Origin of the sequence: Paenibacillus sp. MER TA 81-3 (assembly GCF_023713585.1) — a bacterium.
In the GTDB taxonomy this organism is placed as follows: domain Bacteria; phylum Bacillota; class Bacilli; order Paenibacillales; family Paenibacillaceae; genus Paenibacillus_B; species Paenibacillus_B profundus.
In genome coordinates this window covers 249,792-264,693 of sequence record NZ_JAMAWB010000001.1, presented here as the reverse complement: position 1 = coordinate 264,693, position 14,902 = coordinate 249,792, and the positions used below count along the sequence as shown (strand labels likewise).

At 49.1% G+C, this 14,902-nt stretch carries 16 protein-coding genes and 1 pseudogene; 2 read left to right on the top strand and 15 right to left on the bottom strand.

The window, feature by feature from the left end:
* Positions 1 to 87: 87 nt before the first annotated feature.
* From M3650_RS01150 to M3650_RS01130, 5 genes are all read right to left on the bottom strand, one after another.
* Entirely contained in the window at positions 88 to 750 is a 663-nt protein-coding gene (locus M3650_RS01150; RefSeq protein ID WP_251571696.1) for a ribonuclease HII, read from the bottom strand.
* A 138-nt stretch (positions 751 to 888) separates the two neighbouring features.
* Positions 889 to 1,767 carry a ribosome biogenesis GTPase YlqF gene (gene ylqF, locus M3650_RS01145; RefSeq protein ID WP_019424966.1) on the bottom strand — a complete coding sequence of 293 codons (879 nt, stop codon included), beginning with the start codon at positions 1,765 to 1,767 and terminating at the stop codon, positions 889 to 891.
* 33 nt (positions 1,768 to 1,800) lie between these two features.
* On the bottom strand, positions 1,801 to 2,424 hold the full coding sequence (gene lepB, locus M3650_RS01140) for a signal peptidase I (RefSeq protein WP_019424965.1): 624 nt from the start codon (positions 2,422 to 2,424) through the stop codon (positions 1,801 to 1,803).
* Between the two features lie 124 nt (positions 2,425 to 2,548).
* Positions 2,549 to 2,890 (bottom strand): 50S ribosomal protein L19, encoded by a 342-nt coding sequence (gene rplS, locus M3650_RS01135; protein WP_251571694.1) that lies wholly within the window; start codon positions 2,888 to 2,890, stop codon positions 2,549 to 2,551.
* 403 nt (positions 2,891 to 3,293) lie between these two features.
* Positions 3,294 to 5,069, bottom strand: a complete 1,776-nt coding sequence (locus M3650_RS01130) for a hypothetical protein (protein WP_251571691.1) — start codon at positions 5,067 to 5,069, stop codon at positions 3,294 to 3,296.
* A 698-nt stretch (positions 5,070 to 5,767) separates the two neighbouring features.
* Here M3650_RS01130 and M3650_RS01125 point away from each other — a divergent pair.
* Complete coding sequence (locus tag M3650_RS01125) at positions 5,768 to 6,685, top strand: transposase (protein WP_251571689.1); 918 nt, start codon at positions 5,768 to 5,770, stop codon at positions 6,683 to 6,685.
* 525 nt (positions 6,686 to 7,210) lie between these two features.
* Here the strand turns inward: M3650_RS01125 and thpR are convergent.
* Positions 7,211 to 7,822, bottom strand: a complete 612-nt coding sequence (thpR, locus tag M3650_RS01120; RefSeq protein ID WP_251571687.1) for an RNA 2',3'-cyclic phosphodiesterase — start codon at positions 7,820 to 7,822, stop codon at positions 7,211 to 7,213.
* Between the two features lie 18 nt (positions 7,823 to 7,840).
* Positions 7,841 to 8,359 (bottom strand): AraC family transcriptional regulator, encoded by a 519-nt coding sequence (locus tag M3650_RS01115; protein ID WP_251571685.1) that lies wholly within the window; start codon positions 8,357 to 8,359, stop codon positions 7,841 to 7,843.
* 100 nt (positions 8,360 to 8,459) lie between these two features.
* Here M3650_RS01115 and M3650_RS01110 point away from each other — a divergent pair.
* Positions 8,460 to 9,140 (top strand): annotated as a pseudogene (locus M3650_RS01110) (alpha-L-fucosidase); the annotation flags it as partial.
* 228 nt (positions 9,141 to 9,368) lie between these two features.
* Here M3650_RS01110 and trmD read toward each other — a convergent pair.
* The 8 genes from trmD to M3650_RS01070 all read right to left on the bottom strand — a co-directional run bounded on the left by trmD (position 9,369) and on the right by M3650_RS01070 (position 14,818).
* Positions 9,369 to 10,163, bottom strand: coding sequence for a tRNA (guanosine(37)-N1)-methyltransferase TrmD (gene trmD, locus M3650_RS01105; protein ID WP_251571683.1), 795 nt, complete (start codon positions 10,161 to 10,163; stop codon positions 9,369 to 9,371).
* Positions 10,164 to 10,682, bottom strand: coding sequence for a ribosome maturation factor RimM (gene rimM / locus M3650_RS01100; RefSeq protein WP_019424956.1), 519 nt, complete (start codon positions 10,680 to 10,682; stop codon positions 10,164 to 10,166).
* Positions 10,683 to 10,790: 108 nt separating this feature from the next.
* Positions 10,791 to 11,021 carry a KH domain-containing protein gene (locus M3650_RS01095; protein ID WP_019424955.1) on the bottom strand — a complete coding sequence of 77 codons (231 nt, stop codon included), beginning with the start codon at positions 11,019 to 11,021 and terminating at the stop codon, positions 10,791 to 10,793.
* A 23-nt stretch (positions 11,022 to 11,044) separates the two neighbouring features.
* The gene (gene rpsP / locus M3650_RS01090; RefSeq protein WP_019424954.1) at positions 11,045 to 11,317 is read right to left on the bottom strand and encodes a 30S ribosomal protein S16; all 273 of its coding nucleotides are present in this window, start codon (positions 11,315 to 11,317) and stop codon (positions 11,045 to 11,047) included.
* 42 nt (positions 11,318 to 11,359) lie between these two features.
* A complete protein-coding gene (gene ffh / locus M3650_RS01085) occupies positions 11,360 to 12,733 on the bottom strand; it encodes a signal recognition particle protein (RefSeq protein WP_019424953.1) in 1,374 nt (457 codons plus the stop codon).
* 19 nt (positions 12,734 to 12,752) lie between these two features.
* A complete protein-coding gene (locus M3650_RS01080) occupies positions 12,753 to 13,112 on the bottom strand; it encodes a putative DNA-binding protein (protein WP_019424952.1) in 360 nt (119 codons plus the stop codon).
* 132 nt (positions 13,113 to 13,244) lie between these two features.
* Complete coding sequence (locus M3650_RS01075; protein WP_251571681.1) at positions 13,245 to 13,433, bottom strand: hypothetical protein; 189 nt, start codon at positions 13,431 to 13,433, stop codon at positions 13,245 to 13,247.
* Between the two features lie 425 nt (positions 13,434 to 13,858).
* On the bottom strand, positions 13,859 to 14,818 hold the full coding sequence (locus tag M3650_RS01070; RefSeq protein ID WP_251571679.1) for a GNAT family N-acetyltransferase: 960 nt from the start codon (positions 14,816 to 14,818) through the stop codon (positions 13,859 to 13,861).
* Positions 14,819 to 14,902 lie beyond the last annotated feature (84 nt).

The following is a 14,902-nucleotide window of genomic DNA, read 5'->3' as shown; positions in this document are numbered from 1 at the left end:
ATCCACCCTCCGTTCATTCCGACAGCTATATTACTATATCGGCACACGTCGAATAGAATATGAGGCGCCGATTAAGGATACACCTCGTTAGAACAGCGTCAATTGTTCCTCCTCAGGAAACAAAGAGCTCAAGAACGATTGGCGGTGCATCGGCGTCGGCCCAAGAGTGAGAAGCTGTTCACGATGCAGCTTAGTACCGTAACCTTTATGTACGGCCATGCCGTAACCTGGATACAGCGCATCCCACTCATTAATGCAGAGCCGATCCCGCGTCACCTTCGCAACGATAGACGCTGCCGCAATCGACTGACTGTTCGCATCTCCCTTAATGATGGATTCTTGCCAGATGGGACAATCCACCTTCTCCGCGTCGATAAGGAGCACTTCCGGTTGAACATGGAGCTGTTCCACTGCCAGTTTCATCGCTAGCCGCGCCGCCTGCTTAATATTTATTCGATCGATCGTATTCGCATCGACGCGGGCGACTGACCACGCGACAGCCTGATCAATAATCGCATCATATAACTCGTCGCGTTTCTTCTCCGACAACTTTTTAGAATCATTAATGCCTTCAATAATCAGCCCCTCCGGTAAAATGACGGCTGACGCGACGACATCACCGAATAGACATCCGCGTCCAACCTCGTCAATGCCCGCAATATGGCTAATCCCCTCTCCCCAATACCGGCGCTCCCATGCCGTCAAATCGACAGACTCCGCCGACTTGTCTTCAACCTTTTTCTTACCCATGGCAAAATCCCCTCTCCGGTATACCTTGCGCCATCCCGTCCTTACTCTAATTCATAACACACATCCAACCCTTAGGAACAACAAAAAATAGCGCCGTACGCCATAATGGCGTACGGCGCTACCCGATTCCCTAGAACATTATTCCACCATGAAAGAATACGGCTCTTCCAGCGTAATACGGCCCATCTTCCCAGCTCTCAGTTCGCGTAAAATAATGCCCGAAGCCTTCTCCAGGTCAATTCTTCCGCCACCCATCAAGCATCCGCGTTTGCGGCCGATATCCTCCATGATGTTCAGGATCTCATCCGGATTGTCCATATCGACAGGAGGCTGCTCCAAGCTATAGCGCTCCGCCAGCCGATCCCAGTACTGAGATGCCAAATATTTAAGCGCGTAGAACGCGATATCTTCCACATTCAATATTTCTTCCCGAATTGCTCCCGTAGCGGCAAGGCGATAACCGACCTCTTGATCCTCGAACTTCGGCCACAAAATTCCCGGTGTATCCAGAAGTTCCATCTCCGTGCCGACTCGAATCCACTGCTGTCCTTTCGTGACGCCGGGACGATCTCCCGTTGCAGCGACACTACGTCCTGCAAGCTTGTTAATCAACGTCGACTTGCCCACATTCGGGATGCCGACAATAAGTGCCCGCACCGGTCTCGGCTTCATGCCTTTGGCAATTTGGCGTTGAATCTTCTCTTCCAGCAGCTTGCGCGCTTCCACCGGAATTTGGGATACGTTACTGCCTGTCGACGCATCGACGGCAATCGCAGCATGCCCTTCGCCACGGAATAACTTCAACCATCGCGCATTCATATCCGGATCAGCGAGATCAGACTTATTCATCACAATAAGCCGCGGCTTATTGTGCAAAATATCGTTAATCATTGGATTGCGGCTTGACATCGGCAGACGCGCATCCAATAGTTCGATGGCTACATCTATCAGCTTTAACTTTTCCTGGATTTGTCGACGAGCTTTCGTCATATGACCGGGAAACCATTGGATTGACATCGCTATCCACCTCCTATTTCAGCCTGAGCTCGATTAATGATGTTGAATCAGCTTTACATGTGAGATCGGCCAGAATATAACATCCGCACGACCAATGACGTCGGATAACGGAATAAATCCGAGCATACGACTATCCGTACTGTTACTACGGTGGTCACCCATAACAAAGATTTGACCTTCCGGCACTTTATTTTGCTGTATCAAATCATTCGGAAAATTACGGTCATTGTACAATTCATCGTTCTTATGAGCTTGATCCAACGCCTCTTGTATGTAAGGCTCCTCCACCTTTTGTCCGTTGACGAACAGATCATCCCCGCGATACTCTATCGTATCTCCGGCAACGCCAATAACCCGTTTAATTAAATCCCGGTTTTCTTGCGGCACATGAAAGACGACGACTTCACCGCGTTTAGGTTCTCTAAATTCATACAATATCTTGTTAACAATAAGACGCTCACCTGTCCAGAAGTTCGGCTCCATGGAAGGACCGTCAACGATAAACGGAGCAAACAGCAGCCATCGCACGATAACAACGAGGATAACGGCTATTGCAATCGCTTTGATCCATTCCAACAGTTCACTCTTCGAGCGTACCATCTTCTCTTTTGGCTCTTCCGGCGCATTCGGTTGCATCATTTGATCGTTTTGATCCATCGACTGTGCCCCGCTTTCTCCTAGGATGCGTATCCGAAGTTCGCGTCATGCGAATTCCGCATAATCGAACAGGGTACAAATAGCAAAAGGGGGCTTGCAGGTTAAGCAAGCCCCCGGTTGTTCCTTAACGGATTTCTTTAATTCTCGCTGCTTTACCGCGAAGACTGCGAAGATAATAAAGCTTCGCACGACGCACTTTACCACGGCGAGCCACTTCGATTTTATCGATTTTCGGAGTATGAATCGGGAACGTACGCTCAACACCTACACCGTAGGATATTTTACGAACCGTAAACGTTTCACTGATTCCGCCACCACGACGCTTAATAACAACACCTTCGAACAACTGGATACGCTCGCGAGATCCCTCGATAACTTTTACATATACTTTCAAAGTATCGCCGGGACGAAAGCTTGGAATATCCTTGCGAAGCTGTTCTTGCGTAATCGCTTGTACGATATTCATCTAGGACTCCCTCCTTCCACACAGGTGTTCATACATCTCAGGACGCAAATGCGCGTCAGCCTCATCGTATGTAGAGGACCACCGTATTCCAAACAACAAAGGTTATTTTAGCATATGCCCTAACGGATTACAAGCGGATATCGGAGGAAAGACCACTTTCTTTACAATCTTGTGAGCTTATCCTTCTTCTCCTACCTCAATTTTCAATGTAGCATAAAGCTCTTCAAAAGAGTCACAGAAAACAGTTAAATGCACAATGCCTCTTCATGATCTATATATCATATACATGTTCATTAATTGATTTTTCTGCAGTCGAATTCCAGCTAATCACTAAGGACTTCACCATTCGTGGCAACTACATAAAACCATTCCCACAAACGATGAAGCCCACTAATTACTTTTATTATTGAATAGCATCACGCCAATAATCATATGCATGTACGGCGTTTCCTATATAGGAAGAATGGTCCTGCAGCAGTTCGGGCAGTTTTTCCAGTTGTCTTTGCATTTCCTCGGCCCCTAGCTCGTGGAACGAAATATGCTTACCCTCAAAGTTCTCCTTCATTTCCACTGTGACGACAAGATGCTTGCCTAGACGGTCAGACATCTTCATCTCCTCCTTCACGACAGCGGCAATCCCGTTCGATCCCTCTGCTGTATTGCGGAATGCCATCAAAGACACATGATCCATCAGACCTATCATATACTCGCTAATCGTCATGTCCGGTCGATCCGGCACATACGTCCGGTCGAGCCATACGGCCAAATCGACGCTCGTCAACAAGCCTGAATTCCGCTTCGTTTCCCGTACGAACATGTCCATATTGGCCGTCCACTGCTTCAACACGTCATCCTTGCGGCTTTGCCAATCCGGCAGCACATACGGCTCCACATCCAGATGAATGCCATGGAATCGCTCATCTGGCTCCACCGAGCGGTTATACTGCTTAACATAGTTCACCAGCCGCAGGATGCGCGGCTCATTCTCGCTAAGCGCCCATATCGGATGTCCGCCCATCGCGTGCATCTCAATACCTGCTTCATGGGCTTTCTTCACAAATGAACGGTAAGCATCGTACGACTGCTCCAAATCAAGGCGGACATAGAGCAGATTGATTCCTTGTTCTTTCGCAAAGGAGATAATCTCGTCCGGCTGCTCGATGGCAAGCTCCGCACGCCACACATAAGTGGCGACAACCGGCCCATTGCGCTCGATTGGTGGCGGGACAGGAACCCAATCAGGGTCCGGAACCGGATCTGGATTCGGATCAGGGTCTGGTTCAGGCAGCAATTCCGCATCCCGCTCCTCCATGCTTTGCCAATACCGGTAATCATGAATCGACGTCCCTGCAAAGGAAGGGTGGGTTCCGAGCCTCTGCGTCACTTCTTGCAATGCCTTTTTCATTGCCGTCGTCCCTTTATCATAAAAAGTGGTATGCTTCTCCTCCATCGGCTTGGCGTTCACGCCGATGAGCAGCTTGGCTTGATGCCTATCACCCACCTCCATTTCGTGTTTGACCAGTTCCAAAATGCCATTATCACCTTCCAGTTCATGACGATAAGCCATTAACGTAATGTGGTCGAACCTTTTAATCATCCACTCTGCAAGCGAACCCTCGGGCATATCGGCGGCGACAATCGAATCGAACCAGACCGGCATATCGGCGCTTATTTCAACGTTTACCTCTTCTTTTGCTGTCTGGAGAAAGTACTCCATATTTCCCATCCACGAAGTGACTAGAGCTTCCCGCTCCGTCTCCCACTCCGGCAAAACATACGGCTCGATATCTAAATGAATTCCTCGAATTCGTTCCTCCGGCGATGCGTTGCCGTTATACAACTTAACCCACTGGATTAGCTTCATCATTCTGTCCCGGCGCGATTCAAGCGCCCATGCGGGATGTCCAGCAAGCGCATGAACCTCGATGCCGGATGCAGCGGCTTCCCGTATAAATTCACGGTAAGTTGATTGTGGGATGTCCATATCAACATGCAAATATAACAAATTCACCTCGTTCTGCTTCACAAAAGACAACAATTGATTCGACTCGTTCTCGATTCGATCAGCTTGCCAAATCCAGATTGCTTTCCTGGGCTCTTCTGGCTTAGAAAAACCAACCATGAATACGGCGGCGAGCGTCAGCAACAGAAGGCCGGCACGCGTAGCAAATCTGTCCATCCTATCCCTCCGTTCTTTTCTGACAATCATGCAGTTTGAGCAATAGACCGAATAATAAAACGACTTATTTTCTTGGCAGCAACAAGAAAATCACCTGCACCCTTCGACAACATTTCGACAGGGATGAACAGGTGACTTCATTATAATTGCGGCAGATACGTAAATATATGTGAAAATGGACCTGTTTTATTTTCTTTCGCTATTCACACGCATACAAGCATGATAATATCAGTCATTGGCTACAAATCGTCATCTATATCTTTTTCGCAATATAAGGTTATTGATTTATGCTCCCGATGAACATATAGTCCCAAAACACGCGAACACAATTTGCATGCCCACTCTTAGTTCATAAAATTTGATTGTATCTATTGACTTTTACTTCACACATCGGATACTCCGAGACTGTTTTGGTCTAAAATTATCTCTTATACATGAGTACATTGTCATTAATTCGCCTCTCTCTAGGCTACATTCCTATCCTTAACAAGCCCTTTGCATCACCCTCCCCACAACTCAGAACGAGATGCTTGTTCTAACGATATTATGTAAGAATCGCACTGCATAAGAAAACAACATTTTAAAGGGAAGAAATCCTTGAAATAAGAACTTATGTTCTGTATAATCGAAGTATAGAACATTTGTTCTCTATCCAATGGGAAATTGAACTACAAGTAGAGTTTAAAGGAGGACTTATAATGACGGCTTGGCAATCGATCGATACTTTGGAGGATTTGAAGCGTAAATTCCATACGGAATCCTCATGTGTTTCCTTCGTATTTCATATGAAATGGCCGCATGGCTTCGTCTGCCCACGCTGTCAACACACCAATGCCTACGTCATTCAGACGCGTCGGCTTCCTCTATACGAGTGCCGTGCCTGCCGCCATCAGACCTCACTGACCGCTGGTACGGTCATGGAAGGCAGCCGCACAGCCCTGTGGAAATGGCTTACGGCATTCTGGCTTGTCTCCCGCTCTGACAGGGGCATCAATGTTGTCTACCTCAGCTCGATCATCGGGGTCACTTACAAGACCGCCTGGTTGATGCTGCACAAAATCCGAGCTGCGATCAGCATGTCCGACGTTGACCGACCGCTCGGAGGCAAAGTTCAAGGCATTGTCGCCTTTCATGGCACCTCATATCATTCAATGCTTGAGCTTCATCCTCGGGAATCCCCCCTTGTTATTGCCGCATCCGTAACGCCGGACGATCAGTTGGATGAGCTTAAGATGAAGCTTGTGAAGAAGGCTCACCTTTCCGACAAATATCTGCTTCGTTCTGGCTGTGATCATTTTGTCGCTCTTCATGTAACAGCGGCTGCTTTCGAGCCGTCTATTATCCAACACCCTTATCGTGCTCGCCGTGACAGTCGCTTATATCGAACATTCAAGCGAGCACGACGCTGGATGAACGACACGTTTCACGGGATCGGGGCAACTTATCTTCAAAGATACTTGGATGAATTTTGCTTTCGTTACAATGCAACTGCTCAACACGCATCCGCATGGGAGCGTCTTGTGTGCATCTGCATGTCTTTTTGTCCTGCCTCAGCATCTCCGTCGTATGCCCTATATAACTCTATTCATTGCGCTGCCTCACCAACCGCAGCATGACCGAAAGGCTTACAGCGATGCCACCTGCCTTATACACGCTCATTTAGTTCTTTAGCTGTATTTTATATAGCGCCTTATTTCTTATGCGCCGTGCTTCGTAATGTAGCTTATGTTCTGCTTACGTTATGCTTCAAGATGTCCTCATGTTCTACGAGCTTTCTATTCATGGCGTACCTTTTACGTTCAGACCTTTTGATCTATTTGCGTTGTGCTTACTGTTGTGCTTGTGTTCTTATTTATGTTGTATCTTTTGTTCTTATTTATGTTGTATCTTTTGTTCGGGCACTTTCCATTACGTATTATTTCAGTTACTCCACTTTAAACCCCCTTGATCTTAGTCGTAGTTGTACCCGGAACCCGCGACTGTAGCTATGTCTGAGTCAAGGGGAGAGTGCCCTTAAGGACTTGAATACATAGAACCTCTCTTCTCCCCCTCTGGAAGCACGGCCATGTTGATGCGGCTTTTAATCAAGCCTTTCACGGCAATTCTTCTCGTAACATAAAAAAAGCTTCCCGACGGGAAGCTTACGGTTGCTGTATGCCGTGACCTAGTCTGAACTCCTCAATTCGCTCGTACATGGGGGTCTTACCCATTTGCGTGCGGTACAGCACGAAGTGGTCCGCCATCCAATCATACTCAGGCAGCGGCGCATGACCAGCGTTCAGCGACATGGGAGTCATCCCGCGGTATTTGCGGGCCAATGTAATGTGCGGCCAATATGGCCGGTCCTCGGGCACGAATCCAAGCGGCGCAGTCGCAGCTACTACAAGATCATACAGGCGCTTAAGCTGGCCGATCTCTCCGCCGACTCCTGCCCATAGGACACGAGGTGCTTCGTGTGCCCCGAACGTCCCCACTTCTTGCAATTCGAGCCGAAACGTCTCCGACGATTGCGCTGCACTCTGAAGTCCCTGCACGAGACGCTCCTTAACATCAGGGGATACCGCTCCCAGAAACTGTACCGTAATATGCAAATCGAGCGGATGGACCCATTTGTGAAACGCCCACTGTCTTTTCGCCCCTTCGGACCATTGTACGACGGTGTCCGCAGCAGACGCCGGCAGTGGTATCGCAACGAACAAACGCTGTTTGTCATCCGTCTGACTTTCATGATGACGAGATGGATGGGATTGCATCCTATGTTCCCCCTCACTTCATTTCATTTTTATGTGTCGCTTTGAACATGTCGGATTGAACCCGGTACTATTTTTGAACAAACGAGAAAAATAATATACATCCAGACCGACTGCCTCAGCAATTTCCGTCACACTTAAATGGCTCGTCAAGAGCAGCTTCTTCGCCCGCTCCACCTTCATCCGGTTCATATATTGTACTGGCGATTCTCCTATATGCTCACGGAAGAACGTGATGAAGTAATTCGGGTGCAAATGCAGCCGGTCCGCGAGCTGCTGCACACTTAGCCGTTCGGTAAGATGGCCGTTCATATACTGCAGCACCAGGTTCAGCTTGTCCATCGCTTGGGAGGAAGGCAGAATGATGGACTCCGGTCCTGCTTCCCCCAAATATAGGCTGAGCAGCTCCATTAGTAGCGCCTGCTTGCGCAGCACGGCAGTCCAATCTCCGTCATAATGCTCTTTCTTCAAGCGTTGAAATCTTTCAACAGCCTCCTCGAAGACGGAAGGCGACATCGTGACGACATGAGGAATACGCATAAATTGAAATAAATGCCGCTCTCCAATGAGCGTCGTAAAGTGGCACCAATATTTCTCATACGTATGGGAGCTAATCGCAGCGTCAGCGTACGATTGGTTCACTCCCGCTGGACGCGACCTGATTCGGGAATATGTCGACGCCTTCCGAGCCGAAGGGTTGAAGGTTGGCTTCTACTACTCTATCATCGACTGGCACCATCCGGATTACCCGGTCTATGGCGACCGCCAGCACCCGATGCGCAGTAACGAGGAGTTCAAGGACCGGGAAACAGATTTCAATCGCTACTTGGATTACATGCATGGACAGGTCAAAGAGCTGTTGACGAATTACGGGACGATCGACGTGCTCTGGTTCGATTTCTCTTATGACGATATGACCGGCGAGAAATGGCGCGCATCGGAGCTTGTGACGATGATTCGCGATTTGCAGCCACACGTTATCATCGACAACCGCTTGGGCGGCAACATCAAAGCGAGTAGTCTGAACAGCATCTACGGCTCTGGCGCGAGTGAATTGCCGAAGCCGGAGTGGGGGCGTTACACGCAGCAAGGCAATAAGCTGTACGCCCACATTCTCGACCGCGGCGTCGGACCGATTGCGCTGAAAGGATTGAATGGACGCGTCAAACAGGCCAGATTGCTTGCAGACGGTTCAGAGGTAAATATACAGACACCGTGGAATGCACATGACTATGCAGATTATTTGTTCATCAACTTTCCGACGGCCCAACTGTCAGATGAGAACGATACCGTGGTGGAATTAGAGCTGATTACAGACTAACCGTGATGAAGACGAAGAAGAGGGATGCCTTCCTGGCCGCCCTCCTTTTTTTGCATTGGTTCATATTTTCTGGGAATCAACATTGACGATTTGATTTACCCGAAGAACTCCAGCGTCTCAAAATAGTTGGCTCTGAAAAACGCCAACATCCTAATAGATACGCAAATGTCTCCTACATTGTACCCATAGTACATGATGTAGGAGTCTATTCGTTCTTCTATACTACAGCTATTCACTCTTCAACCGCCGCAGCAGCTTCTGCTCCTCATCGCTCAACTCGATGCTGTCGAGCAGATCAGGCCGTCGTTCTAGTGTCCGTTTTAACGCTTGCTCTCGGCGCCACACCTCGATGTTGGCATGATGGCCGCTTATGAGCACATCCGGCACCTTCCAGCCGCGAAATTCAGCAGGGCGCGTATAATGCGGATATTCAAGCAGTCCTGTGCTAAATGAATCCGTCACGGCCGACGACTCATTGCCGAGCACTCCAGGCAGCAGCCGAGCGACGGAATCGATAACGACCATGGCTGGCAGTTCGCCCCCCGTCAGCACATAGTCGCCAATTGACAGTTCATCCGTCACGAGATGCTCGCGAATACGCTCGTCATAGCCCTCGTAGTGGCCGCAAATAAAAATAAGGTGTGATTCCTCTGCCAACTCCTCGGCTTTCGTCTGCGTAAAGCGTTCACCTTGCGGACACATCAAAATAATGCGCGGCGGCTTCACTGTAGACGAATCTCTTTCCGCGTGATCGATATTTTGTTCGCTTCTCACTAAGCCTTCCGTCTCCGCCTTGGCGATAACATCTTCGACTGCCGCAAAAATAGGATCAGGCTTCAGAACCATACCGCCCCCACCACCATATGGATAATCATCTACGGTCGAATGCTTGTTGGTGGAATAGTCACGAAAATTGACCGTATTCAGCGTTACGAGTCCCTTCTCCCGGGCTTTACCCAGTATACTCGCGTTAAATACGCCTTCGCACATTTCCGGGAATAGCGTTAATACATCGATACGCATTTAAATAAGTCCCTCCATGAGGTGGACGGTAACAACTTTGCCTTCGATGTCGACGTTAAGGAGCACATCATCAATTACCGGAATAAGAATAGGCTTGCCTTTCGACGGCTTCACGACCCAGACATCATTCGCTCCCGGGGCCAAAATCTCGTCGATGACACCTAATTCTTCGCCTTCATCCGACACAACTCGGCAACCGATGATTTCATGATAATAATATTCGTCCTCCGGCAGTTCTACGAGCTGCGCTTCCGACACTTTCAGCATCCAGCCTTTATATTTCTCTACATCGTTGATGTCGTCGAATTGTTTCAGTTTCACGATGTACATGTTCTTATGTAAACGCGACCGTTCCACCGTAACCGAAAGGGTGCTCTGCGTCTCTGGATGCTGCAAAATCAATTCGCTTCCCTGGGCAAAGCGCACATCCGGAAAGTCGGTCTGCGGAAATACTTTCACTTCTCCGCGAATGCCGTGCGTATTCACGACTTTGCCGACATTATATAACTTTTCAGCCATGTCGTATCGAATCCTCCTGCTATTTACGGGTATGCTTCCTAGTGTAACACAAACGGTTATTCACATACGAAAAAGGGCTAGGATTTCATCCTAACCCGTTTCGTCATGTTAAGAAATAATGTCCACGGCAACTCGTTTCGGAACCTTTACGGCTGCCGATGTGACGACCGTGCGAAGCGCCTTGGCTATACGACCTTGCTTTCCGATAACCTTCCCGACATCATCGGGATGGACGTAAAGCTCATATACTATGATGTGGTCTTTCTCCACGACGTCCACACGGACCTCCTCCGGATGATCGACCAAAGCGCGTGCAATAACTAACACCAACTCTTCCATTCGCGACCCTCCGAACGGTTAGATTACTTCTGATATTTCAGCTCATGGAACTTCTTCATGACGCCTGCTTGACTAAGCAAGTTGCGAACCGTGTCAGAAGCTTGAGCACCTGTTTGCAGCCATTTCAACGCTTTTTCTTCGTCGATATTAACTACTGCAGGTTGAGCTACCGGATTGTAGTAACCGATTTCTTCGATGAAACGACCATCACGCGGAGAGCGGGAATCGGATACAACGACACGATAGAACGGTGCTTTATGAGCACCCATTCGTTTCAAACGGATACGTACTGCCACGACATTCACCTCCTTAACGGAATTCGAGTAAAGCATTATGCATTAGCGGAAAGGAAATTTCATTCCCTTTCCGGCTTTGCCCTTCAAATTTTTCATCATTTTCGGACCTTTCGGTCCCATCATATCGGAGAACTGCTTCATCACCCGACGCATCTCGTCAAACTGCTTGATGAGGCGGTTCACGTCGGCGAGCGCTGTTCCGCTGCCGGCTGCAATCCGCTTGCGGCGGCTGTGATTGATGAGGTCGGGATCCTGGCGCTCAGCGTTCGTCATCGAACGGACAATCGCTTCGATGCGACCCATCTGACGCTCATCCACCTTCAGATTCGCGGTCTGCTTCATCTTGTTCATACCTGGAATCATATCCAAAATCTGATCAATTGGGCCGAGTTTCTTGACCTGCTGCATCTGCTCCAGAAAATCATCGAACGTAAAGGCGGCGTTCCGCATCTTCAGTTCCATTTCCTTCGCTTTGTCCGAATCGATATTCGCCTGGGCCTTCTCGATAAGTGACAGCATGTCCCCCATCCCGAGAATACGGGAAGCCATCCGTTCCGGATGGAACGGTTCAAGCGCATCCAGCTTCTCGCCCAATGTCGCAAACTTGATTGGGCATCCGGTAACAGCTTTTACCGAGAGCGCCGCACCGCCGCGCGTATCGCCGTCGAGCTTCGTCAGCACGACCCCCGTCAACGCGAGCTGCTGATTGAAGCTTTCCGCTACGTTTACCGCATCTTGCCCTGTCATTGCATCGACGACGAGCAAGACTTCATCCGGCTTAACGGTCTCGTGAATCTGCTTCAGCTCATCCATCAGCGCTTCATCGATATGTAGACGGCCGGCGGTATCGATGATCACATAATCGAGATTATTCTCCTTCGCATGATCCATCGCCTGGCGTGCAATTTCTACCGGGCTAACTTGATCACCCAAGGAAAATACGGGCACATTAATCTGGTTGCCGAGCACTTGCAGCTGCTGAATCGCAGCTGGACGGTAAATGTCGGCAGCCACGAGCAGCGGCTTATGGTTCTGCTTCTGCAGAAGCTTCGCCAGCTTACCCGACGTCGTCGTCTTACCGGCACCTTGCAAGCCTGCCATCATAATAACCGTTGGCGGCTTATTCGCTTTCGCCAGCTTCGCGGCAGTGCCCCCCATCAACTCCGTCAACTCTTTGTTAACGATATCGATAATGACCATGCCTGGCGTAAAGCTCTTCATGACGTCTTGGCCGACAGACTTCTCTTTTACTTTGCTAATAAATTCTTTAACAACTTTGAAGTTGACGTCTGCCTCCAATAACGCAAGGCGCACCTCGCGCATCGCTTCGTTGACGTCTTCCTCCGCTACTTTGCCTTTGCCGCGCAGCTTGCTGAATACGTTCTGCAATCGGCTTGTCAATCCTTCAAATGCCATTGTTATTCACCCCGTTCCCTTAATCCAACGCCTGCAGTTCACGGACAATCATCTGCAGTTCCGCGCGCTGCGGGTCGGGTATGCCCTTCATATCGTTCAATGCGTCATGCAGCGATTCCATTAGCTTCGTACGTTGTTCAAACTTCGCGAGCAGCCCTAGCTTGCTCTCATACGCATCGAGCGTCTGCTCCGCCCGCTTAATATGTTCATACACCGCTTGTCGGCTTATTCCGAATTCGGCTGCAATCTCGCCTAAGGAAAAATCATCTTGAAAGTAACATTTCAGGAACGTCTGCTGCTTCTCTGTGAGCAACGGTTCGTAGAAGTCAAACAGCATATTGACGCGGTTCGTCTTCGCTAATACCTGTTCCTCGTTCATACGGGCCACTCCTTTCGTCAAGGAAAAACACTTTACAGCCCATCGACGTTCCTTATCATATCTAAATCTGAACACCATGTCAAGGGGGAAACCTTAACATCACCCAAAAAAAATTATGCAAGCAAGATGAGCTTATACACACAGCCGAAATGGAGCGCTGCTCCAGTTAGCACAGACACGTGCCATATGGCGTGTTGATACGGAAGCCGCTCCCACACAAAAAACCAAACTAAGCAGCAGCCCGAGCCCATGCGTTATCGCATTCATCCTTTCTTCCATTAATGCAAGCTGAGTCGTGCGTCCACTATCTGATGGTGCCATGCCATTTCCTCCTTGCCGCTTTGACTCCGCTCCGGGACATATGCCCACGGAACGGAGTACATTATATGCACACGGGCGCGGAGGTGCGATTGCTGCATGTTCGATAAAAAACACCAATAAAAAAGCCTCTTCTGCCGGGAGCCAGCCGTCGAAGAGGGCAAAAAAACATAAATTGCTGCTATTTAATACTCGTTTGACGCCTATGATCACAGTTCTTTAATAAATCGAATCGCTTCTCTTGTATCATCTAAATATTGCGCCGTCCCGTCATATTGATGCGATGCAACGCACTGCCGCATCCAACAATTCTTTGTTGTAGAACAAAAGCGTACCGTAGTTCAGTATTGGCAATCCTCACATCCGGTTCTTTCTCAAGCAGTTCAACTCGATTGAGCACACACTGCTTCAGCTTCTATCTATGTTGCCTACCGCAATGTCTTTTTCATTAAATCGTAGCCCTTCCATGGTTGAAATCCTAATTTCGCATAAAAATCAACGAGCTCCGTCCAATCAATGACCAGATGCTTCATTCCGCGCGCTCGCAGCTCTGATACCCCCGCTTCAACGAGAGCAAGGCCATATCCCTTTCCCCGATAGCGGCTGTCTACGCCAAGAGGTCCGATTCCACCAAGCGGCTCTTGGAAGAGCGGAGCCCAGTACGTATTTTGCGCGATCAAAGCCGACTGCTCATCGTTCACGCGGCAGAAGCCTATCATCTCCCGCTCTGCAAACAATCCGACAAATTCTCTGCCTGTTCCGCCCCGCTCCCAATAACAGAGTGCTTCATAGTACCACCGTCCAGGAAAGCATCTGCGGAAGAAACGCAGCATTTCCGCTTGATCCTGCAGTTCAAGCCCTTTGATGTAAGCGCCTTCGGAAAACGACGGAGCAACAGGCGGACCTTCCTCTGCGGATGCCAGCAAATCATATACCTCATACAGAAACTCGTATCCTCTCCGCTCGAACCAAGGACGAGCCGATGAGAGCGTTTTCGGCACGCCAGGGAAATAATGCCACGGATCGCGGCCCATATATACGATCTCTACTCCGGCATCCCGCAGTGCCTCTTCAGCCAGGGTAAGCAATCGGCTGCCTATGCCTTCGCCCCTCCTGTCGGAACGCACGACAAGCGCTTGAATCCAACCTGCGCCTTCCCCCAACTGCATCTCTCGCTCTTGCTCCTGCCATTTCTTCGCGATGACAAAGCCAAGCAGTGTACCGTCATCATCCTGTGCCAGCCAAGAACCTGGGTAGTAAACGTTCGCATCTTGAAAGCTATTCTGCCGCAGCAGCGCCTCTCGCATTGGAAAGAGGCCGCCCAGTTCCCTGTTCCATAATTCGCACATTGGAACGATCCACTTGGCTTCCAATGGAATAACATTCACGATTAACTCCCCCTAATAAACTGAAAGTTTCATCCTTACATAACAAAGATGTATCATCAAGTCACTAAAATTTAATTACAAAAT

What these genes read in the sequence shown, in the direction of transcription:
- M3650_RS01150 (WP_251571696.1), bottom strand. Translation starts at nt 750, where the DNA reads ATGGGTAAGAAAAAGGTTGAAGACAAGTCGGCGGAGTCTGTCGATTTG.
- ylqF (WP_019424966.1), bottom strand. Translation starts at nt 1,767, where the DNA reads ATGTCAATCCAATGGTTTCCCGGTCATATGACGAAAGCTCGTCGACAA.
- lepB (WP_019424965.1), bottom strand. Translation starts at nt 2,424, where the DNA reads ATGGATCAAAACGATCAAATGATGCAACCGAATGCGCCGGAAGAGCCA.
- rplS (WP_251571694.1), bottom strand. Translation starts at nt 2,890, where the DNA reads ATGAATATCGTACAAGCGATTACGCAAGAACAGCTTCGCAAGGATATT.
- M3650_RS01130 (WP_251571691.1), bottom strand. Translation starts at nt 5,069, where the DNA reads ATGGACAGATTTGCTACGCGTGCCGGCCTTCTGTTGCTGACGCTCGCC.
- M3650_RS01125 (WP_251571689.1), top strand. Translation starts at nt 5,768, where the DNA reads ATGACGGCTTGGCAATCGATCGATACTTTGGAGGATTTGAAGCGTAAA.
- thpR (WP_251571687.1), bottom strand. Translation starts at nt 7,822, where the DNA reads ATGCAATCCCATCCATCTCGTCATCATGAAAGTCAGACGGATGACAAA.
- M3650_RS01115 (WP_251571685.1), bottom strand. Translation starts at nt 8,359, where the DNA reads ATGCGTATTCCTCATGTCGTCACGATGTCGCCTTCCGTCTTCGAGGAG.
- trmD (WP_251571683.1), bottom strand. Translation starts at nt 10,163, where the DNA reads ATGCGTATCGATGTATTAACGCTATTCCCGGAAATGTGCGAAGGCGTA.
- rimM (WP_019424956.1), bottom strand. Translation starts at nt 10,682, where the DNA reads ATGGCTGAAAAGTTATATAATGTCGGCAAAGTCGTGAATACGCACGGC.
- M3650_RS01095 (WP_019424955.1), bottom strand. Translation starts at nt 11,021, where the DNA reads ATGGAAGAGTTGGTGTTAGTTATTGCACGCGCTTTGGTCGATCATCCG.
- ffh (WP_019424953.1), bottom strand. Translation starts at nt 12,733, where the DNA reads ATGGCATTTGAAGGATTGACAAGCCGATTGCAGAACGTATTCAGCAAG.
- M3650_RS01080 (WP_019424952.1), bottom strand. Translation starts at nt 13,112, where the DNA reads ATGAACGAGGAACAGGTATTAGCGAAGACGAACCGCGTCAATATGCTG.
- M3650_RS01075 (WP_251571681.1), bottom strand. Translation starts at nt 13,433, where the DNA reads ATGGCACCATCAGATAGTGGACGCACGACTCAGCTTGCATTAATGGAA.